This is a genomic window from Amycolatopsis sp. NPDC039088, from assembly GCF_055598845.1.
Genome location: NZ_JBVKAE010000031.1, coordinates 84,001 through 103,685 on the forward strand (window position 1 = coordinate 84,001; position 19,685 = coordinate 103,685).

22 protein-coding genes are annotated in these 19,685 nt (G+C 68.2%); 10 read left to right on the top strand and 12 right to left on the bottom strand.

Going from position 1 to position 19,685, the window contains the following annotated elements:
* Nucleotides 1–35: 35 nt before the first annotated feature.
* Entirely contained in the window at nucleotides 36–1,295 is a 1,260-nt protein-coding gene (locus ACZ7KI_RS32365) for an FAD-binding oxidoreductase (RefSeq protein ID WP_470276857.1), read from the bottom strand.
* Between the two features lie 81 nt (nucleotides 1,296–1,376).
* Between ACZ7KI_RS32365 and ACZ7KI_RS32370 the strand changes: the two genes are divergently transcribed.
* Complete coding sequence (locus tag ACZ7KI_RS32370) at nucleotides 1,377–1,982, top strand: TetR/AcrR family transcriptional regulator (protein ID WP_470276829.1); 606 nt, start codon at nucleotides 1,377–1,379, stop codon at nucleotides 1,980–1,982.
* A gap of 101 nt (nucleotides 1,983–2,083) precedes the next feature.
* Here the strand turns inward: ACZ7KI_RS32370 and ACZ7KI_RS32375 are convergent, their stop codons facing one another.
* Nucleotides 2,084–2,686: a TetR/AcrR family transcriptional regulator gene (locus tag ACZ7KI_RS32375; RefSeq protein ID WP_470276830.1), complete on the bottom strand. Its 603-nt coding sequence runs from the start codon at nucleotides 2,684–2,686 to the stop codon at nucleotides 2,084–2,086.
* A gap of 547 nt (nucleotides 2,687–3,233) precedes the next feature.
* Between ACZ7KI_RS32375 and ACZ7KI_RS32380 the strand changes: the two genes are divergently transcribed.
* Nucleotides 3,234–3,884, top strand: coding sequence for a hypothetical protein (locus ACZ7KI_RS32380; RefSeq protein ID WP_470276831.1), 651 nt, complete (start codon nucleotides 3,234–3,236; stop codon nucleotides 3,882–3,884).
* A gap of 130 nt (nucleotides 3,885–4,014) precedes the next feature.
* On the opposite strand, the gene ACZ7KI_RS32385 is transcribed toward ACZ7KI_RS32380, so the two are convergent.
* Complete coding sequence (locus ACZ7KI_RS32385) at nucleotides 4,015–4,182, bottom strand: hypothetical protein (RefSeq protein WP_470276832.1); 168 nt, start codon at nucleotides 4,180–4,182, stop codon at nucleotides 4,015–4,017.
* Nucleotides 4,183–4,790: 608 nt separating this feature from the next.
* Here ACZ7KI_RS32385 and ACZ7KI_RS32390 point away from each other — a divergent pair.
* Nucleotides 4,791–5,276, top strand: a complete 486-nt coding sequence (locus tag ACZ7KI_RS32390; RefSeq protein WP_470276833.1) for a DUF2017 family protein — start codon at nucleotides 4,791–4,793, stop codon at nucleotides 5,274–5,276.
* 16 nt (nucleotides 5,277–5,292) lie between these two features.
* Nucleotides 5,293–5,481, top strand: coding sequence for a ubiquitin-like protein Pup (locus ACZ7KI_RS32395; RefSeq protein ID WP_470276834.1), 189 nt, complete (start codon nucleotides 5,293–5,295; stop codon nucleotides 5,479–5,481).
* 594 nt (nucleotides 5,482–6,075) lie between these two features.
* On the opposite strand, the gene ACZ7KI_RS32400 is transcribed toward ACZ7KI_RS32395, so the two are convergent.
* Both ACZ7KI_RS32400 and ACZ7KI_RS32405 read right to left on the bottom strand, forming a co-directional pair.
* Entirely contained in the window at nucleotides 6,076–6,747 is a 672-nt protein-coding gene (locus ACZ7KI_RS32400; protein ID WP_470276835.1) for a hypothetical protein, read from the bottom strand.
* Nucleotides 6,744–8,186, bottom strand: a complete 1,443-nt coding sequence (locus ACZ7KI_RS32405) for an alpha/beta hydrolase (protein ID WP_470276836.1) — start codon at nucleotides 8,184–8,186, stop codon at nucleotides 6,744–6,746. The genes ACZ7KI_RS32400 and ACZ7KI_RS32405 overlap by 4 nt, the downstream gene beginning before the upstream one ends.
* A 198-nt stretch (nucleotides 8,187–8,384) precedes the next feature.
* Here ACZ7KI_RS32405 and ACZ7KI_RS32410 point away from each other — a divergent pair, with 198 nt between their 5' ends.
* Together ACZ7KI_RS32410 and ACZ7KI_RS32415 are read left to right on the top strand one after the other, a co-directional pair.
* Complete coding sequence (locus ACZ7KI_RS32410) at nucleotides 8,385–9,572, top strand: sensor histidine kinase (RefSeq protein WP_470276837.1); 1,188 nt, start codon at nucleotides 8,385–8,387, stop codon at nucleotides 9,570–9,572.
* Nucleotides 9,573–10,241 carry a response regulator transcription factor gene (locus ACZ7KI_RS32415; RefSeq protein ID WP_470276838.1) on the top strand — a complete coding sequence of 223 codons (669 nt, stop codon included), beginning with the start codon at nucleotides 9,573–9,575 and terminating at the stop codon, nucleotides 10,239–10,241.
* Nucleotides 10,242–10,582: 341 nt separating this feature from the next.
* On the opposite strand, the gene ACZ7KI_RS32420 is transcribed toward ACZ7KI_RS32415, so the two are convergent.
* From ACZ7KI_RS32420 to ACZ7KI_RS32430, 3 genes are all read right to left on the bottom strand, one after another.
* On the bottom strand, nucleotides 10,583–10,774 hold the full coding sequence (locus tag ACZ7KI_RS32420; RefSeq protein WP_470276858.1) for a LuxR C-terminal-related transcriptional regulator: 192 nt from the start codon (nucleotides 10,772–10,774) through the stop codon (nucleotides 10,583–10,585).
* Nucleotides 10,701–11,684, bottom strand: a complete 984-nt coding sequence (locus tag ACZ7KI_RS32425) for a transposase family protein (RefSeq protein ID WP_470276839.1) — start codon at nucleotides 11,682–11,684, stop codon at nucleotides 10,701–10,703. The genes ACZ7KI_RS32420 and ACZ7KI_RS32425 overlap by 74 nt, the downstream gene beginning before the upstream one ends.
* 121 nt (nucleotides 11,685–11,805) lie before the next feature.
* Nucleotides 11,806–12,414 carry a TetR/AcrR family transcriptional regulator gene (locus ACZ7KI_RS32430; RefSeq protein ID WP_470276840.1) on the bottom strand — a complete coding sequence of 203 codons (609 nt, stop codon included), beginning with the start codon at nucleotides 12,412–12,414 and terminating at the stop codon, nucleotides 11,806–11,808.
* Between the two features lie 80 nt (nucleotides 12,415–12,494).
* Here ACZ7KI_RS32430 and ACZ7KI_RS32435 point away from each other — a divergent pair, with 80 nt between their 5' ends.
* Together ACZ7KI_RS32435 and ACZ7KI_RS32440 are read left to right on the top strand one after the other, a co-directional pair.
* A complete protein-coding gene (locus ACZ7KI_RS32435) occupies nucleotides 12,495–13,268 on the top strand; it encodes an oxidoreductase (protein ID WP_470276841.1) in 774 nt (257 codons plus the stop codon).
* A gap of 37 nt (nucleotides 13,269–13,305) precedes the next feature.
* Nucleotides 13,306–13,674, top strand: coding sequence for a VOC family protein (locus ACZ7KI_RS32440; protein ID WP_470276842.1), 369 nt, complete (start codon nucleotides 13,306–13,308; stop codon nucleotides 13,672–13,674).
* A 169-nt stretch (nucleotides 13,675–13,843) separates the two neighbouring features.
* On the opposite strand, the gene ACZ7KI_RS32445 is transcribed toward ACZ7KI_RS32440, so the two are convergent.
* On the bottom strand, nucleotides 13,844–14,566 hold the full coding sequence (locus ACZ7KI_RS32445) for a helix-turn-helix domain-containing protein (protein ID WP_470276843.1): 723 nt from the start codon (nucleotides 14,564–14,566) through the stop codon (nucleotides 13,844–13,846).
* Nucleotides 14,567–14,710: 144 nt separating this feature from the next.
* On the opposite strand from ACZ7KI_RS32445, the gene ACZ7KI_RS32450 reads away from it, so the two are divergent.
* A complete protein-coding gene (locus ACZ7KI_RS32450) occupies nucleotides 14,711–16,213 on the top strand; it encodes an alpha/beta hydrolase (protein ID WP_470276844.1) in 1,503 nt (500 codons plus the stop codon).
* 74 nt (nucleotides 16,214–16,287) lie between these two features.
* Here the strand turns inward: ACZ7KI_RS32450 and ACZ7KI_RS32455 are convergent, their stop codons facing one another.
* Complete coding sequence (locus ACZ7KI_RS32455; protein WP_470276845.1) at nucleotides 16,288–16,710, bottom strand: MarR family winged helix-turn-helix transcriptional regulator; 423 nt, start codon at nucleotides 16,708–16,710, stop codon at nucleotides 16,288–16,290.
* Nucleotides 16,711–16,820: 110 nt separating this feature from the next.
* Between ACZ7KI_RS32455 and ACZ7KI_RS32460 the strand changes: the two genes are divergently transcribed.
* Nucleotides 16,821–17,735: an alpha/beta hydrolase gene (locus ACZ7KI_RS32460; protein ID WP_470276846.1), complete on the top strand. Its 915-nt coding sequence runs from the start codon at nucleotides 16,821–16,823 to the stop codon at nucleotides 17,733–17,735.
* A 38-nt stretch (nucleotides 17,736–17,773) separates the two neighbouring features.
* On the opposite strand, the gene ACZ7KI_RS32465 is transcribed toward ACZ7KI_RS32460, so the two are convergent.
* Nucleotides 17,774–18,454, bottom strand: a complete 681-nt coding sequence (locus ACZ7KI_RS32465) for a response regulator transcription factor (protein WP_470276847.1) — start codon at nucleotides 18,452–18,454, stop codon at nucleotides 17,774–17,776.
* Nucleotides 18,442–19,593, bottom strand: coding sequence for a sensor histidine kinase (locus ACZ7KI_RS32470; RefSeq protein ID WP_470276848.1), 1,152 nt, complete (start codon nucleotides 19,591–19,593; stop codon nucleotides 18,442–18,444). The genes ACZ7KI_RS32465 and ACZ7KI_RS32470 overlap by 13 nt, the downstream gene beginning before the upstream one ends.
* Nucleotides 19,594–19,685 lie beyond the last annotated feature (92 nt).

Here is a 19,685-nt window from a genome sequence, read left to right on the forward strand (position 1 = left end):
CCTCCGTCAACGGTGGGTGGCGCGGATATCGGCCGTCAGAGCCTGCCTGGGGCGTGGAACACGAGTTCAGGGTCGTACCTTTGTTTGGCGGCCAGCAGTCGCTCGGCATTCGGCCCGAAGACGGCGGCGGTGCGCTCTGTGTCCTCCGGCCCGAGCAGATTGGGATAACCGCCCGGAAGGCGGTCGGTTCCCCGTACCCAGACCCGGTGTCGCTCTTCACCGGCGTCCCCTGGCTCCCAGACCGCGATGGTCTCGACCATCAGGTGCGGCGTCCGGTTGCGGAAAGCGGTGGCGTCGGCAGGCACGCGAGCGGCCGCCCCATGAAGGCTGTGCAGCGAGATCGCGGACAGCGGCGAGGTCTTGGCGCTCGCGGTCTCGAGCAAGGTCTCCTGAACGGTACGGTCGAGTCCGGTGACTGTCCGCGTCGCGATCTCCACGTGGCGACCGGCCGGGAACATCGCGTCGATCTGTGCGAGCTGATCGACCATCGTGGTCGGCCCGACCTGCGCCGCCAGCGGCTCGCCGAGCGCGGTGAGCCGCTGCAGCACCTGGGTTCCCGCCTCGGGATCGCCGCACCAGGTCGGTGCGGCGAAGAGCGCCGGCTCACCGGTCGGGGTGGTGATGAAGCCGGCTTGCACGGTCAGCTCGTCCGGCCCGCGCAGCAGCGACTCCTCCAATTCCGGAAGGGCGTCGAACCGATACATGATCATCCCGGCCAGGATCGCCGGGACCGCGTGCAGCTGGATCCGCATCGTGGTGACCACGCCGAAATTGCCTCCACCACCGCGCAGCGCCCAGAGCAACTCGGGCTCGTGCTCGTCGTCGGCGGTGATCAGCGTGCCGTCGGCGAGCACTACGTCGGCCGACAGCAGGTTGTCGGCGGCGAGACCGAACCGGCCGCTCAGCGGCCCGTAACCACCGCCGAGCGTCAAGCCGGCCATACCGACCGAACCGGCCGTCCCGGTCACCGCGACCAGTCCGGCCCGCTGCGCGGCCGCGGCCACGTCGGCCGCGGTGGCGCCGCCCGCCACGGTGGCGACCGCGGTGGCCGGGTCGACGCTCACCTGTCGCATCGGATTCAGGTCGAGAGTCAGTCCGCCGTCGGCCAGCGCGCGACCGGCCCAGTCGTGCCCGCCGCCGCGGACCGACAACGGGAGACCCTTCTCCCGGGCGGTCCGAACCCCGGCCTGGACATCAGCCGTGTCCACACATCGAAGGACGGCAAGCGGACGGCTGGTCACCGCACCGTTCCAGATCGACAGGGCTGCTTCGTATTCCGTTCCGGATGTCAGCATGTCACTCACGTCGTCAGAGTACCGATATACTCATCAGAGTGAAACTCTGACGAAGGGACCCCGGGCTATGCTGCGATTGCCATGACCGAGCTTTCGAGAGGCCGCCGCGCCGAGTACGCCGCAGCCACCCGCACCGCCATCACCGACGCGGCGCGTCTGCTCTTCGCCCGTAACGGATTCTTCGCGACGAAGATCGACGACATCGCGGCGGAGGCCCGCGTCGCACCGGCCACGGTGTATGCGGTGGCCGGCGGCAAACAGGGCCTGATCCGGACGCTGGTCGACTTGTGGAGCCAAGCGCCGATCGTGGCGCAGACCCTCTCTCGGATCGAGACCCTCACCGACCCGGACGAGATACTGCGGCATACCGCCGCCGTGGTCAGGTCCATGCGTGAGACATACGGCGACATCATGCGGCTGGTGCTGTCGACCGCGCCACACAACCCCGAGGTCGCCGAGAACCTGCGCGTGGCCACGACGCGCTACCGCGATGCCATCGAAACCGTCGCCACCCGGCTCCGCGACGTCGGCGGTCTGCGCGAGGGAACGACGGTCGCGCAGGCGAGCGACATCCTCTGGTTCTACTTCGGATACTCCGGTTACTTCACCTTGCACGATGACAATGGCTGGACCTACGAGCAAGCGGAAAGCTGGCTGGTCGCTCAAGCCGCCGCGGCTCTTCGCTGACACTCGGTCGCTGCCGCCACCTCCGGCCGTACCTCGCAAGTAGTCGACTACTTGCGAGGTACGGCTTCACCTTTCCGCAAAGGCGGCTCTGTGCCCGGCCGTCAGAATCGGGAATTGAGGACGTGGTCGACGGCTGCGTGCAGCGTCTCGGTTTCGGTGGCCAGGATCGATTCTTCGGAGGGTAAGGCTCTCGCGATGGAGAGTCCGTTGAGGACGGTCACGAGGAATCTGGCACGCCGGCTGTTGTCGCCCTCGGCGAGCGCGCCTTCGTTGCTCAGGACGGTGAGCCAGTGCTCGACGCGGTGTTGCGCTCCCCGCTCGACAGTGAGATACGCTGCGCGGTTCTCGTCGGTCGGTTCAGGCTCGATATATGTCTTGAAGATCTCGCCCCAACCTGCCCGTGCCTGTTCGCCCACGCCGGCAAGAGCGAGCACTTTCCGCAGGCAATCGATCAGCCGGTCCCGCGCCGGTGCTGATCGGTCGTGGATCCTGTCGCTCGAGGTGACCATGTCGTAGATGCCGGTGAGTACGGCGTCCTGCAATGCGCGCTGCGTCGGGAAGTGATGCCTGAGCGAGCCGGTGCTCACCCTGGCCCGCGCCGCGACTGCCCGCACGCTGAGCCGTGCACCCGGATTCTCTCCGAACATCGCCACGGCCGCCTGAAGGATCCTGTCCCGGCTGCCGACACTCGGCTCCTGTTCCACCGACACCGCCTCTAATACACTGTGATACTGTCGCCGCTTGCCGCATTAGTACAGTGTACTAGAAACTGTGGTCGAAACGGCCGGCATGCGGTTGCCCGACTAACGAAATGGACGTGGACCCGTGCCTCTCTCCCACAAGTCGTTCCAGATAATCCGCGCTGACCTTCGGGGGCGCTCGCCAACGCGATCGTCGGCGACGGCTGGGTGTTCGGCACGGTCATCTTCCTCGTCAAGGTGTTCCCGACCGCGTTGTTGCTCATCACCCTCCCGTCACTCGCGGTCCCCTTGGATACGTACGCGGTCTGAGCCGACTTGGCTGGCACTGGCTCCCGGCACTCGCACTCTTCGTCATCGGTGCGATGTACGAGGCCATCGAGATCTACTTCCTTGTGCCGCTGGTGCTCGCATCGTGATCGCCGAACACCAGCGGCTGATAAATCGCACGATGCCGGGCGGTGCACCATGCTCAGTGCGACGACCGTCCTGTCCTGACCCTCACTGAATCGATCTCCGCCGGCGATGTCGGCGGAGGAGAGGAGACGCTCTTATGAACGAGTGGAGCCGACGTCGCGCGGCAAAGCGGGTGAAGCCCGGTACCGGGCGGGAACTGAAGCCATTCCGCTGGTGGCAGCCCTTCGCGCGATCGCTGTACTCACTCGCACTCGGGCACGACGGGCAGCGGGCGGTGTACGTCGTTGACGTACCTCATCGCCGTCGGTTCTGGTCGAACGACGGCAAGGGCGTCGCCGACCTCTACCTCGACGGCCGTCATCAGGCCGAATCCAGGCTCCCCGCCATCTTTCCCATCCCAGGCGGCACTATCGAGGTCGCGGAATCCCCGTTCGGGCTGAAGCGCTGCCACTACGTCGCAGCGGAGGGCGGGGAGTACCCGCTGATTCCGGATCGCTCCTCGGCCGAAGGACGCCGTGCTCAGCTCGCCCTCGAGCACCCCGCGCTGAGCCGCGCACTCAGTGTCACGTCGGTCACCCTGCTCGTGATCTCGGTACTCCTGCTCATCCCGCAGCTCATCGAGGTCGCCTTCAAACTGCCGCCTGTCGCGGCGCGCTTCGGGACCTTCGTCTCGCCCATCTCCCTTCCCGCGTGGCTCAACACCTTGATCACCATCGGTGCCACGCTGGCCAGCATCGAACGCGCACTCCGCCTACGCCACAACCGATTCCTCGATACCGTCGGCTAGTACCCCCGCCAGGACCTCATCCCGCGAGTGAGCCCACACCGCGACGGTTCGGCCTTGTCCAATGAGCCATCGGCGGAGAGGCCGCCGGTGTCAGGCGCAGCTGTGCCGTGAGCGGGCGTCCGCCACGCGGTCAGAGGCCGACGCCGGCGGAGACCACCGCCGGCGCCGCGAATCCCCATGGTGGCAGCAGGGTCTTCCCGTCGGGATGGGTGCTGATGGTCAGCCAAGTCGAAACGGTGGCGGCGATCGCGACGTGCGGAATCGGCCACGCGAGGGCCGCTCCGAGTATCAACAGCACGATCGCACACCACGGCCGGGTGACCGCCGTACCCGGGGGAGGACGGCGGACTGCGGGTCGACGTGCTTCTACCCTGGCCCGAATACCCTGTTCAGGACCGGGGGTGCGCAGAGGAGATGTGTTGCGGTGCGTGGAAGGCGCGATCCGCGACCGTGCCGCCAATGCCTGCGCCGTCTTCAGCCGATGCGACTATCCACTGAGGACACTCCGTTCCTCGTCGGACAACACCCGAACCAACGACTCAGGATAGGTAGATCAACAGCACTCTCAGTGAGTGACTGCAGGGTCTCACGGCGCGTGACATGTCGACCTTGTCTTGCCTGCGAGATCGGCAAGTGGTCTCTTGGCTGTGGTCGAAGGCATATCGTCCGCTTCTGATTGCTGGGCATTGCGCAGGCTGCGGCGTCGCCCCGACCGCTCAGAGTCCTTCTGACTTTGTCATGACGATGCCTCGCTGAGGCTGACCGACCAGGTTTCTCGACCTATTCGGGCAGACCTGAGCAGGCTGCGTGTTAATCCGCCGATGTCGCTGGCAAGGTGGATCCTGCTCGCCTTGTTTGGGCGAACGTCGTCGCGGACTCAGTTCACTGTAAGGAGCCCGAAGCCGGATGATCAGTTGGGATCGCTGCGGTGACAGCATCATCGGGATATTCAGTCCTCGACAGATACACTGGTTACGCAAACACCTTACCGATTACCGATATCGCGTCGAAAGAGGGTTGTCGGGGTGTTATGACGACCCTGTTATTGCAGCTGTGTTTGCGAACAACACAGAAGACAAGCTTGATCTTCGACTCGGTCGGACGCGGCAGTCGATCATGGTGTTGCTCGATGCTTTGCCCGCGCGCGGTGGCGTCATCGAAGTTTGTGGCGACATCAGCCGAATGACATGGGTCTGGACTCTGCAAGAACTTCGTATCGCCGTCGCGGCACGGCTTGCTGGCTCGCCGAACACTTCGGCCTCACGTGTCGGTGCCGATGCGCCGGCCAAGCTGCAGACCTGGCTCTCGAACATTGTTGAATCCCTCGTAAATGCGGGCGAGCTGCCGCTGGCGCTCAACGGCCCGAACAACGGTTCTCAGTCGCGGCAATAACAGCGGAGGAGTGTTCATGTCACAGCACCAAGCACACCACCAACGAGACGACGACGGACCCCGGCCGGAGCCGGGGCCGACGAGTGCGGCTGACGCGACTTCTCGCAAGGACAAGGAACACGAATTCGACGCGCTCATTGGCGAGATCGATTCGATTATCGATGAAACCGGAGTTATTGAATATGTTCAAAAAGGTGGGCAGTAACTTTACCGACACTGCTCGTCATGCTTCGCTGGCCGGTGGTGCGGAAGCGCGTCAGCGATGGCGCTCTTACTTCTGTCGTTCTGGCCGAGAAGAGTGAGTACGTTCCGTGCATCGTGTGCGAGTTTCTCACCCGCTGGCGTGGGCGAGAGGTGCGAGCAGCGTCAACGTTCGCTTCGAGAAGTGTTATGGCGGTGGCGTTTTCGAGTTGTCGGACTTGATCTGCGAGCGTGGCCTTTCTGATCCCGAGGTGCTTGGCCGCGTGCTCCAGGTCTCGATGTCCGGGGGTCTCCAGGAATCGTTGGATGCGTTGTTCGACTTCGCGGCCGGCGAGAACGGTTCAGGTAGTGGGGGAGAAGACGGCGGGGCCGCCGCTCGGCCATCCGGGCGATGCTCCTCGGCCTGCTCGGGGCCGGAGCGTGAAGTCACGCGTCCTCCGGGGCGTCGGCGTAGAAATCCCCCTCGGCGTCGAGGTCATTGAGGTCGTCGGCTCGATCACCACCTCGCTGGACGGCGTGGGCTTCTCGGCCTCGCGTCCGTCCCACGGCAGGACGTTCTGGGTTCTGAAGCCGGCCAGGACGACGAGGGGGAGCAAGGTCACCCCACCCCGCCATCGAGCAGCCAGTTGTACCGCAGCCGCAGCGCCCGTTCCGTGCTGGCCAGCGCGGCGGCGGCACCGACAGCGATGTTGAGCCACCCCGGCAAGTCCACCGGCGAGGTGAAGGTCCCGATATGTGCCGCGATCGGCGCCGACTGGGTCAGCTTCTCCAGCAGCTGCATGACCAGGACGGCCAAGGAGATGAGCAGCACGATCGTGGAGAGGACGCTGATCCCGCGGCTGAGCCCGGGGTGGGCGTGGTCTAGGTGGGCGCGGCGCCCTTCGGCCGAAACGCGGTCCGGCTGGAGCCGCCGCTCGGCGCCGTCAGCGGTGACGTAGTGACACCGCTTAAGTCCGAAGGCGCTCTTCTTCACCTCGATCTTGCCGCCCGGGACGGGGAAGGCGGCGGGGAGCCGGGACCGGGCCTGATGCCCGCCGTCGACGTACAGATCGGCGTTGGCGTATCCGGCGGAGTCGGTCCGGTTGTGCCGGACGTCGACGGCGTAGACCGTGTGCCCGCCCTCGCCGTCGGCCAGCCGGAGGTAGAACAGGGCGCGGCCGAACAGCTGCCACCACCGGAACCGCGGCAGCGCGTGCCCGTCGCCGGACTTGACCCGCCGGGCAGCCCGGCGACCGCGCATGTCGTCGAACACGACCAGGCGCGCGCTCACCGGGCCGGCTCCGCCGCGCAGGCGAGGTCCTGCGCGGGGCGTTGCCCGGTGGTCAGGAACTCCGTCGCCGCGCCGTTGGCGCACTGGTTGCCGCTCCACGGGTAGAGCCCGTGCCCGCCCTGATCTGCGGTCACCATCGTGGCCCGCTGCCCGAACGCCCGGCGCAGGTCCTGGGCTCCGGCCAACGGCGTGGCCGGGTCGCGCTCGTTCTGCAGCAGCAGCACGTTCGACGGGCCCCGGCCCCCGATGCGCACCGGCGGCTCGGTGCGCTCGTCCGGCCAGAACGCGCACGGTCCGATGTTGGCCGTGACCGCGCCCAGCATCGGGTACTTCACCCGGTCGACGGAGACCGCGCGCTGGTAGTCCCGGATCGAATCCGGCCAGCGCGAATCACCGCAGATCACGTACAGCCGGGCGGACATGAAGTTGTCGACGTCGGTCACCGGCGGCATGGTCACCGGCTGGTTCGCCTCGATCGCCTGCCAGCTCTTGGCCAGCGCGGGGAAGGCGGCGTCGATGTAGAGGTATTGGAAGGTGAGCCCGCGGAAGATCATTCCGTTCACGCCTTGGACCGGCTCGGCGTCCACCCTCTTGGCCAGGTCGAAGTACTTGGCGGTCACCTGTTCCGGGGTGATGCCCAGTCCGTATTCGGGGTGTGCGGCGGCGTAGGCGGCGAAGTCCGGAAACCGGTCCTCCATGCCGCGGGCAAGCCCGCGCATGGTCGTGACGTCGTAACCGCCGGTGCCCATGTTGCTGTCGAGCACGATCCGGTCGCCGCGGTCGGGGAACATCGTCGCGTACACGGCACCGAGGTAGGTGCCGTAGGAGGCGCCGAGGAAGGAGACCTTCGGTTCGCCCAGCGCCTGCCGGATGCGATCCATGTCGCGCGCGGTGTTCGCGGTCGTGGTGTGCGGCAACATTTTCCCCGTCGGCGAGGTGGCGCACTGCCGGGCGATGGTGCGGGCGTAGCCGGCTTCGCGGGTGACGTCGGCCGGGGTGTGCGCGTACGGGGCGAAAGCACCTCGTGCCTGTTGCTCCGGGGTCGTCTGGCAGGTCACCGGCGTGCTGCGGCCGACACCGCGTGGGTCGAACCCGATGAGGTCGTAGGAGTCCAGCACGTCCTTGGGAAGCCCGGAACCGGCGAGCGTGGCGGGGTAGCTGAGTCCGTCACCGCCGGGGCCACCGGGATTGGTCAGCAGCACTCCGCGACGCTTGGCCGGGTTTTCGCTGGCCAGCCGGGAGATCGCGATGGTGATCCGCTCGCCACCGGGGTGGCGGTAATCCAGCGGGACGTCGAGGGTCGAGCACTCGAGCCGTGGTGCGGCCACGCCCTCCGGGCACGCGCCCCACGGCAAAGTTCGCGCCGGTGCCGAGCCGGCGGGAACGGCGGTGGCCAGCAGGGCGGTCGCGGCGAGGGCGATCGGCAAGATTCTGCGCATTTCCTGTCCTCCAGTGTCGAAGCTCGCGGGTGTGTGCTCCGACTGGGAAGAAGTCTGTCCACTCGGCACCGCGAGCACATCGGTCCCGCGGCTGGACCGCATTGGCCCGGGGTCGAGTGCGGTGGTGCGACTCCGGTCGAGGGGTGGACGGGCCCTGGGGCTCCTGCGCCGGACCCGGGATTTGGCGACAATGACCGGGTGAGCACGGATTCAGCACCACGGTCATGGAGGTGGTGGGGCCAAGCGTGGCGGCTGGTGGTGGCCGCGCTGCTGGGCCTCCCCTTCTGGTTCTCCACCGCCGCGCTGGTGCCATCCGGATGCGCGGTGAACACATGCTCCTGGCTGGTCACCGGCGATCCGCTGACGGCCCTCGCCTGCCTGGCGCTGCTGCTGTGGCGGCGGCGGTTCCCGTTCGCCGTGGCCATGGCGATCACGGTCGCCTCGAGCGTGTCGACGCTGGCCGCCGGCGCGGCGCTGCTGGCCTTGTGCTCGATCTCGACCCGCCGCCGCCCGGTCGAGATCGGCGTGGTGATGCTGGCCTTCATGACTGCTTCGCTGGTGCTGTCGGGCATCTACCCGCTCGACGCCCCACCGGTTTCGGTGTGGCTCCAGCTCGTTGTCCCCGTGCTGAGCGCGGGTACCGCGGCGGCCATCGGCGCGGCCGTCGGTGCCCGGCGCGTCGAAGCGCGGTCCCTGCTGGAGCGCGCCGAAAGCGCGGAACAGGAACAGCGGGCACGAGCCGCGCAGGCCCGCGCACAGGAGCGGAACCGGATCGCCCGCGAGATGCACGACGTGCTCGCGCACCGTATTTCCCTGATCGCCATGCAGGCCGGGGTGCTGGACCACCGCGGCGACCTCGCCGCCGAGGACACCCGCGTGCTGATCCGCGGGATCGTCGACGGATCCCAGCAGGCACTGGAGGAACTGCGGGACGTGCTCGGTGTGCTCCGGGGCGATCCGGACCGCCCGGAACCACCGCAGCCCTCGCTCGACCGAGTGCCCGACCTGATCGCCGGCTCCCGCGGTTCCGGGCTGGACGTCACGCTCATCGACACCGTGGTGGGCGAACCGTCCGATCTCATAGGGCGGACCTGCTATCGCATCGTCCAAGAAGGACTGACCAACGCCGCCAAGCACGCCCCCGGGGCACAGGTGCGGGTAATCCTGGAGGGAACCGCCGGGGACGAACTGCGCGTCGGCGTCCGGAACGCACCCGCCACCACGACCGGCGCCCGGCCACCGGTCTCCGGATTCGGGCTGCTCGGCCTCAGCGAACGCGTCGCCCTCGCCGGCGGCACCCTGGACCACCGCCCGGTGCCCGGCGGCGGCTACCAGCTCACCGCGCGACTACCCTGGCCGAATCGGAATCACGGCAGGGGAGCCTGAGTGGACAGTGAGCGCGAGCCGACGCGGGTGGTCATCGTCGACGACGACCAGTTGGTGCGGATGGCCCTGCGACTGGTCCTCGACGGTGAGCCGGACCTGACCGTGGTCGCGGAAGCGTCCGACGGGGACGCCGCACTCACCGTGGTGGAACAGCAGCGGCCGGACGTGGTGCTGATGGACGTACGCATGCCCGGCCGCGACGGGCTCAGCGCCACCCGCGAACTGCTCGCCCGCCCGTCACCGCCCAAGGTGCTCATGCTGACCACGTTCGACTCCGACGACCTGGTGCTCGGCGCCCTGGAAACCGGGGCGCTCGGCTTCGTATTCAAGGACACCCCGCCGGCGCGCATCATCGACGCGGTGCGCGTGGTCGGCGAGGGCAATCCCGTGCTGTCCCCGGCGGCCACGGCACGGGTGATCGCCGCCGCCACCGGGCCACGGTCGTCCAGCACTCGCCGTGAGTCCGCGCGCGCGAAACTGTCCACTTTGACCAGACGCGAGCTCGACACCGCGCGGGCCATCGCCGACGGGCTGGGCAACCCGGAGATCGCCGAACGACTGCATATCAGCGTCGCGACGGTGAAAGCACACACCGGCAACCTTTTCGCCAAGCTGGCGGTCGAGAACCGGGTGCAGATCGCTCTTGTGGTCCGCGACGCGGACGACTGAAGTAGGCAAGCAGGCCCCCGTGGTCTGGTTGTCGCTTACTCCAGTGTCAGTGTCTTGATCCAGTCGGTGAGGACGTCGGCGTAGCGGACAGCCCACCCCAGGCGGCAAGAACACCCCGACGACACCCGGCCCGGCAATCGCGTCGGTATCACCATGCACGACGAGGATGTGATCACCTCGTCGGAGGCACCTTTACCGTCCGTGAGACGGATGAACTTCGCTCCGGGTGTTCTTCGAAAATCAACCTCCTGCGGGGCGTGCACAGCGCTTACGAGAGACAGGGGACGTCCGCTCGTCGGGATGTCGCGCACCGGGAACCGGCTGTGCGGCCACACCTCTGGTCAGGCGACCGGGATGCCCTCCGGCTCCCTGAGCTGGCGTCGGGAGGAGATGCCGAGCTTGCGGAAGATGTTGCGCAGGTGCGCGTCGACGGTGCGGGGCTGAGGAACAGCCGTGCCGCTACTTCTTTCGAGGTCGCTCCGGTCGCGACGAGCCGTGCGATGAGTGTTTCTTGAGCGGTGAGCGCCTCGGATGTGTCAGCGGTCTTTTTCCGTGCCACCTCACCGGTCGCCCGCAACTCGTTGGCGGCGCGCAATGCGAATGCCTCCATGCCCATGTCCGCCAACGATTCGTGCGCGGTGCGTAGCTGTTCGCGGGCGTCCTTGCGGCGGCTCTCGCGGCGCAGGCGGTGCCGTGCAGGCGTTCGACCTTGCCGCAGGTCTGCGGGTGATATGGGCTGGAATGGATCACCCGGCTGCCGTGGGCGGCGGCCACGGTTCGGGAGAAAACGCTGGTCAGGGTCTTGTCGCGGGAGCGGTGCGGGTGGGCCCAGGCGGTACCGTTGTCGGCCAGGATCAACCCCGGTGCACCCCAGTCGGTGATGGCGTCGCTGATCGCGGCCAGGGCGGCGGCAGGGGTCTCCGCGGGCGCGACATGGCTGGCCATCCAGACCCGCGAGCAATCGTCGAGCACGTCGATGGCCACCACCACGCTGCCATCGGCCAGGGTGTGCTCGGTGCCGTCGATCTGATAGCAATCCCGCGGCCGGGCATAAGCGAACCGGCGCCACGACGCGCGTGGACGCTTCTTCGGGTTCTTCTCCAGCAGGCCGTTGCGGTCCAGGATCCGGTTGATCGTGGCCCGCGCCGGCACCGGGGTCCCGCCCGGCCAGCCGGGGCTGTTCGCGAGTGTTTCCAGCTCCGCCCGAATGTTGTCCGCACCGTTGTCCGGAGCCAGCTCCTCCCGCAACCGCAGGATCGTCGCCACGACCTCCTCCGGCGTGGCATTCGGGCTCGTCTTCGGCCGCCGCGACCGGGGCCGCCACTCGCCCTCGGCCCGAATCCGGGCGCGGTGCCGGTAGAACGTGCGCGGATTCACGCCATTCACCCGGCACCACTCGGCCACATTCTCGATCTCCGGATCCACGATCAGGGTCGCGTCCATGAGCCTCATCTTCGCCTGCTTCCTCGCCACGACACAAAGTCATAGCGCGATCAAGCGACACATCAGATGAGACCCACAGCACGACAACTCTCATGAGACTGAAGAACGGTTCCAACCGTCACTACCACTCACGACCAGGACTCGCTGTAGCTCCGCCTGTGTTCTGCGCGCCGAAGCGCAGGCCGTCGAGGAGGAGCGCGGTGATGCGCACGGCTTCGTCCTGCCAGCCCTGCGTGGTGTGCATTCCGCAGATGCCTCCCAGCGCGCGCAGCAGTGTGTGTCCGCCGACGTCGCCGCGGAGGGTGCCAGATGCTGTGCCCGCTTTGAGCAGCCGATCGAGGGCCTGCGCCATCTGCGTTCGGGCGTCATCGAAGACCGGTGAGTCCGTCGCCATGATGCTCTCCAGAGTGACGGCCATTCCCTTGCCCACGGCCGCGTGCTCCACAAGTAGCAGCAGGAAGCGCCGGAGGGCCTCGTCCGGGGCGTGCCGGTCGAGGAGTTCCGCGGGCGCGGCGCATAGCTGGTCGACCTCCTGACGGTAGACCTCCTCGACGAGGGCTTCGCGTGTCTCGAAGTGCCGGTAGAGCGTGCCGACCGCGACCCCGGCTCGCCGAGCGATCTCTTCGACGTGCGCGTCGGCCTCGCCGGTGAGGAACGCTTGCCGTGCCGCGGCCAGGAGCGCCTCGCGGTTGCGCCGCGCATCGACGCGCAGCGGACGTGACGACGGCAACAGTACCTCCATAAGGTGAGTCAGGTTCAGGTTAAGTATAGTTTCCGGAGTCGGGTTCACTTTACTGGAGGGACACTCTCATGACGATTCCGGACGAGGGGCTCAGCGGCCTCCGCGTGCTGGTCACCGGTGGCAGCCGCGGCCTGGGCGAGGCGACTGCCCGGCGCTTCGCCGCGGCTGGCGCGACGGTGCTGACAGCCTCGCGCAGCGCGCCCCCGGAGGATCTGCCGGTCACTTTCATCCCCGCGGACCTTGCGACGGACGAAGGAGCAGCGGAGCTCGGCCGCCGAGTCATCGACAGCGTGGGCGGCGTGGATGTCCTGGTCAACAACGCGGGCGCCGCGAGCGCCCCGATGCCGACGCTGAAACGGTCCGACGAGTCGTGGCTGGCGGACCTGGAGATGAACCTGCTCAGTGCCGTCCGGCTCGACCGGGCCCTGGTGCCGGGGATGGTCGAGCGAGGGGCTGGCGTGGTCGTGCACGTCTCATCGATCGCGAGCCGCCTGCCGCAGCGCACCGAAGCGTCCTACGCAGCGGCGAAGGCGGCGCTCAACACCTACAGCCGCGAGCTGGCGACCGAGGTGGGCGAGCACGGGGTGCGGGTGGTGTGCGTCCTGCCGGGCTTCGTGGCCACCGAGGGCGCCGTCGAGCACCTCCAGCGCATCGCCGACCAGCAAGGCGTTGGCGTGGACGAAATACAGCAGCAGATCGTGGATCACCTGAACGTGCCGATGGGCCGGCCCGGCGACCCCGAGGACGTGGCGGAGATGATCGCGTTCCTCGCGTCCGGCCGCGCGAAGTGGCTCACGGGAGCCGAGTTCCGGGTCGACGGCGGCATCATCCCGGCGGTATGACCCCGGGACAAACACCGGGAGAGGGCAGAAAACAAGCATGGACATCAATCTCAGCGCCGTGATCATCGACGTTGCCGAACTGGGACCCGAGAGTGCGTTCTGGCACCGGCTCCTGGGCGGCTCGATCGCGAAGACCGAAACCCACCACTTCCTCCGAACCGACGGATTCCCGGTGTTCGTGATCCAGTCGGCTCCGGGGCATATCCCCCCGAACTGGCCGTCGGGCATCCCGCAACAGATGCACCTCGACCTGACGACGGACGACCTCGCGGCCGCGGACCGGCTGGTGCTTGAGGCAGGCGCGCGGCGGCTACGGCCCACTGACGACGTCAACCCCGCATCGCAGAAGGGCGGACGGGTCTACGCCAGCCCGGCCGGACACCCCTTCTGCCTCCGGGCGACCTGAGGTACATCGCGTGCCACGCCCGCAGATCTCTGCGATCGCTCGTGTCGGGGCCGCCGGCACGTCGAGCGTTCCGGTTCACGGTGAAGACCGGCGCAAGTAGTCGACTACTTGCGAGGTTGCCCCGGTCCGGAACGTTGATCAACCCTCTGAACCCCCAGGATGAAAAGGCTCAGTGCGTCGTCCCCGGTGGGGTGAATTCGAGAAGGGCGTTCATCCGCTGCAGGACGTCCACCTGGGCGGGGTTGTACAGATCGGCCACCCCGTGAAGGACGACCGGTTTCGTGAGGGCTTCCCAAGTCGTCGCGTCCAGCAAAGCGGGATTTGCCGCGTACTGGTCACGGGCGAGCGGTGCGAGCCCCTCGGCGATACGTTGCCGCGTCGCGTCGTCGGCGTCCTCCGGCAGCACGTCGAACTCCGTCTGCACGGCCGAGCGGGACTCCGGTTGCATTTCGTGCAGTGAGGTCATCGTCGCCGGGTCGAGCACGGTCGAAAAGATCATCATCAACGATCGTTCCTCCTCCGGCATGCCTTCGACGTTCCCGTCGTAGCCAGGAGGCAGGTCCAGCAGGCTGCGGCGGCCCAGGATCATCGCCAGCTCGTCGCGCATCCGCTGCTGCCGTTCGATACTCGCCCGCAGTTCCTCGTCCAGCGCGCGCAGCGTCTGCTCCGCGTGCTCGTCCGAGACCGCCATCGCCGGGATCTCCGCCAGCGGCACGCCCAGGTCGGCCAGCCGCCGGATCCGCAACAACCGGATCAAATGCTCGACGCCGTACCGTTTGTACCCGTTGTGCGCCCGTTCCGGCTCGTCGAGCAAGCCGATCCGGTGGTAGTAGCGGACGGTTTTCAGCGTCGTGCCGGCCAGCTCCGCCAGCTCACGTGTACTCCAGGCCACCTTCCGCATTGGACACCGTGCCCCAGGGGCACAGTCAAGCGGCGCCCCGCACGGGTGATCCATGCGGACGGCCGTCACTTGACCATGCCCCGACGACACGGTTTGGAATACGACCGTCGGTGACCACACCAAGATCGGGGAGAGATGAGACGGAAACGTGAGATGGGCCGAGGTGCCGCCCTGGCGGTGATCCTCGGTCTCGCCGGGTCGGTGTTCGCGGCGCCCGCCTGGGCGGGCGAACCCTCGAAAGGGCTGACATGGGCACCGTGCCCCGAGGACGTGCCGGTGCCGGCGGGCATCGTGCTGCGGTGCGCCACCGTGCCGGTGCCCTTGGACTACCGGACGCCGGGAGGCGAGCGGATCGAGATCATGATCTCCCGGCTGGCCAGCACGAAACCCGCGTCGCGGCGGGGCGTGCTCATGCTGAACCCGGGCGGTCCTGGTGGGGCAGGCCTGTCCGTTCCCGTGGACCTGGCCTCGCGCGGCCTGCCCGCGAGTGTCCTGGACGGCTACGACCTGATCGGGATGGACACTCGCGGGGTCGGGCATTCGACTCCGGTGAGCTGCGGGTTCACGGCAGAGCAGGAGTACCTGGGGAACATCCCGCCGTACGCGGTGGACGACGCGGCGGTCGCCGAGCAGGCGAAGGTCGCGAAAGCGGTGGCCGCGCAGTGTGCCGCGAACGACAAGGACGGCAGGCTGCAGCATATCTCGACGGCGAACATGGCGAGGGACCTGGACCGGATCCGGGCCGCGCTCGGTGAGGACAAGGCCAGCTTCCTGGGCTATTCGTACGGCTCGGCGCTCGGTGCGGCGTACGCGTCGATGTTCCCGGAGACGTCCGACCGGGTCGTGCTTGACAGCAATGCCGGCGACACCCATCTCAATCGCGAAGGGCTGCGCAGGTTCGGGCTCGGTGCCGAGGAGACCTTCCCGGACTTCGCGAAGTGGGTGGCGGCACGGCATGAGTCGTATGGTCTCGGCCGTACAGCCGCAGAGGTGCGCGGGACGTACTTCGCGCTCGCGGAGAAGCTCGACAAGACGCCGGTGAACGGCCTCGACGGGCGGTCGTTCCGGCTGGCCACGTTCGCGGCGTTGTACGCGCAGACGAGGTACGGGCAGGCGGCGCAGGAGTGGCAGTCGGTCCGTGACGGCGACAAGGTAGCGGCGCAACGCCTCGCCACGGAAGCGAAGCGCCTGTCACCCGCGGCGGCACCGTCGCCGACGGACAACCCGTGGTCGGTGTTCCTCGCGGTGACGTGCAACGACGTCGCCTGGCCCTCGGACGTGCGTACCTATCAGCGTGGCGTGGCCGAAGACCGCGAGCGGTACCCCCTCTACGGCGCCGCCGGCGCGAACATCACGCCGTGCGCGTTCTGGTCTTACGCACCGGCCGAACCTCCGGTGGCGGTCAACGACAAGGGGCCGGAGAACGTGCTGGTCGTACAGAACCGGCGGGATCCTTCAACACCGCTGCGGGGCGGTCAGCTGATCGACGGCAAGTTCGGTGACCGGTCGCGGCTGGTGACCGTCGAAGGCAGCGGTCACGGCGCGTACGTCCTCGGCGGCAACGCCTGCGCGCTGAACACCACCACGGACTTCCTGATGTCCGGGAAGCTGCCGAAGCGCGACGTGTTCTGCCTGTGATCGACAGAGGTGGGGCCTAGGTCGCGATCCTGGGCCCCACCTCTGCTCAAGCGCACGAGACACCGCCTCGGCCGTCATCGATAGTGCGCAGGCTCGAGCAGGGCCAAGAGGATCCGCCGCAGCTCGGTGCGATCGCGAGGCGCGATCCTCGCCAGCCTGCGGTCGAACTCCGTCGCGAGCGCCGCGAGCGCACGGTCGCGCGCCGCCTCGCCCTCGGCGGTGAGTACCAGCCGATGCCGCCGCAGGTCCGCGTCGTCGATCTCGCGTCGTATGAACCCTTTCGCGACGAGGCTGCGCACGTAGACCGTCACGCTCGCCTTGGGAATCATCAGCGTCGCCGCCAGCTCGGCCGGGTACGGCGACGCGGCCACCTCGGCGAGCACGAAGAACTCCTTCGTCTCGAGTCCGAGTTCGGCCAGTTCGGCGCTGCAGGCGTCCATCACGACGGTCAGCAGGCGGTGGTTCAGCGTCCACAGCTGGGCGGCGTCAGCCGACACGTGAGCCCCTTCATCCGGATGGTACAGTTCTAAACTAGTTTAATAACGTACTAACAAGCACTTCGGACTGATCGACTATCGAACAAACCATACGCGGAAGGTGCCATCAGGTGCTTCAACACGTCACGATCCCGCGCGGGCCGATCGAGCTCGCGGCCGACCTTCACCTGCCCGGCGACCTCGGCGACGCTGCGCCGCTGCGTGCCGTGGTGCTCTCCACGCCTGGCAGCAGCGTGAAGGAGCAGATCGGCGCGAACTACGCGTCCCGTCTCGCCGCTCGGGGCATCGCGGCGCTGGTGTTCGACCCCGCCCATCAGGGGCAGAGCGGCGGTGAGCCTCGCGACCTCGAGGATCCGTACCGTCGCGGTGAGGACATTTCCTACGCGATCGACGCGCTCAGCACGATCCCCGGCATCGCCCCGGAGCGTATCGGCGTCCTCGGCATCTGTGCCGGCGGCGGCTACGCGGTGCACACCGCTCGCACGGACCACCGCGTCAAGGCGATCGGCACGGTCGTCCCGGTCAACATCGGCGCGTCGTTCCGCGGCTTTCAGCCGGAGGGCCCGGCGGCCGCGCTCGACGCCTTGGCCGGTGCGCGTATCGAGGAGACCCGCGCCGGTGAGCTGAGCCGCGTGAACTGGCTGCCCGACACCTTGGAGGACGCCGCCGCGGCCGGGCTGACCGATGTCGACACAACCCAGGCGATCACCTTCTACCGCACAGAGCGGGGCAGGAACGAGCACTCGACGAACCGCCGACTTTCCCGTGGCGACTCGCTGCTCCTGGGCTACGACGCGTACCACCTGGTCGATCAGCTCATGACCCAGCCGCTGCAGGTCATCCTCGCGGGACGCATCGGCAACACCGGCTCCTACGAGTCCGGCACGCAGCTCTGGAAACTGGCACCCGACCCGGTCGATCTCATGGTGATCGAGGGCGCCGGCCATTACGAGCTGTACGACGAGCCCGAGTACGTCGACGCCGCCGTCGATCGGCTCGCCGACTTCTATTCGGACAACCTGTGAGGCGATGACCGGTTTCCGTACTGCTTGGGCGGGTCGGCTCAGGCTTGGGGGGCGAGGTCGGCGTCGTGGACGAGCAGGGCGATTTGGACGCGGTTGTCGAGGTCCAGTTTGGTGAGGATGGCCGAGACGTGGGTCTTGACGGTGGCCAGGCCAAGGTGGTGGCGGGTGGCGATGTCGGCGTTGGAGCGTCCGGCACCGACGTCGATGGCCACTGTGCGTTCTCGCGGGGCGAGTGAGTCCAGGCGTTTGCGCGCGGCTTCGGCGCGGGCGTCGCGTCCGGGGCCGGCGCTCGCGACGCGGTCGATGAGGCGGCGGGTGACCTCGGGCGAGAGCACGGGCCGTCCCTCGGCGGCCTGGCGGATGGCGACGACGAGTTCCTCCGGCGGGGTGTCCTTGAGCAGGAACCCTGCCGCGCCCGCGCGCAGGGCGCGCAGGACGTGGGCGTCGGAGTCGAAGGTGGTGAGCACGACCACCTTGGGCGCGTCGTCGCGGGCGAGGAGGGTCTCGGTGGCGGTGATGCCGTCGGTGCCGGGCATGCGGATGTCCATCAGGACGACGTCGGGGGAGTGGCGGGCGGCCAGTTCGATCGCTTCCGCGCCGTCGGTCGCCTCGGCGACCACCCTCAGATCGGTGGCGCCACCCAGCATCATGGTCAGCCCGAAGCGTACGACCGGGTCGTCGTCGGCGATGAGCACGTCGATAGTGGTCACGTCGGCCACGGTAGCCGGACTCCCAGCCGCCAGCCGCCGGTGCGGGTGGGGCCGTGCTGAAGGTCGCCGCCGACGAGCGTGACCCGTTCGGCCAGGCCGCGCAGGCCCGCTCCGGAGCCGGGCGGCGCTGCGGCGGGATGCCCGGGTGGTGCCTCGTTGACGACCTCCGCGCTCAGGTGCGCGCCGGGGTCGGCGGTGATCGTGACGGCGATCGGGGCGGCCGGGGCGTGCTTGCGCGCGTTGGTCAGGCCCTCTTGCACGAATCGGTACAGGGTGCGGCCCAAACCTGCCGGGACCGCGTGGGCGCCGATGCACACGCCGGGCTCGTCGCGCAGCCGCACGTCGGTGCCGGTGAGGGCGGTTTCCTCGACGAGTTCGGCGATGTCCGTGACGCCGGGAAGCGGCACGTCACCGTCCGGGGCGCGCAGCACCGAGATGACCTCGCGCAGGTCCTTGAGCGCGCGGTGAGCGCTCTCCCGGATCAGTTCCGCGGCTCGCCGGGCGTCCTCGGCCGTGGCGGTGCGGTGGTAAGCCAGGGCGCCCGCGTTGATGGCGAGCAGGGACAGCCGATGGCCGAGCACGTCGTGCATCTCCCTGGCCAGCGCCTCACGGGCCTCGAGCCTGGCGTGCTCGGTGCGCAGCTGAGCTTCGACCTCGGCGGCCACGGCCCGCTCGCGCAGCGACGCGATGAGCTGGCGACGGCCGCGCCTCAGCAGACCCCACGCGACGACCACGACGTGCACCAGCAGGATCCACGAGACGAACACCCACGTCGACAGCAGGGGTTCGGGCCGCAACACCTGGTAGACCGCGTGGGTGAGCACGCTGCCCACGGCGAGCAGTACGACGGTCCGCGTCGAGCGGTGGATGGCCACGGTGAACAGCAGGACCAGCGCCGCGGGTGAGACGGTCTCGGAGAAGGTGGTCAGTACCACCAGAACGGTGGCCAGCACCGTCGGGTAACGGCGTCGCCACCAGAGCGCGAGACAGCCGAGTGCCCCGGCGGCGATGTCGGCGATCATGATCCAGCCGGGTGTCGTCGGCGCGATCTCCAGCCGGAGGACCACCAGCGTCAGCACTGCCAACACCGCGAGCACGAACAGCCCGCCGTCGGCGACCCGCTGCCGGCTGTCCGCTGTGTCGTTCACGGTGCCGAGCCTAGACAAGCCACCGCCCCGCCACCTCCCACCAAAGACGGAGGTGCGGCTCCGACTTCGGTTGGGCGGTCCGAGCCCGGCGA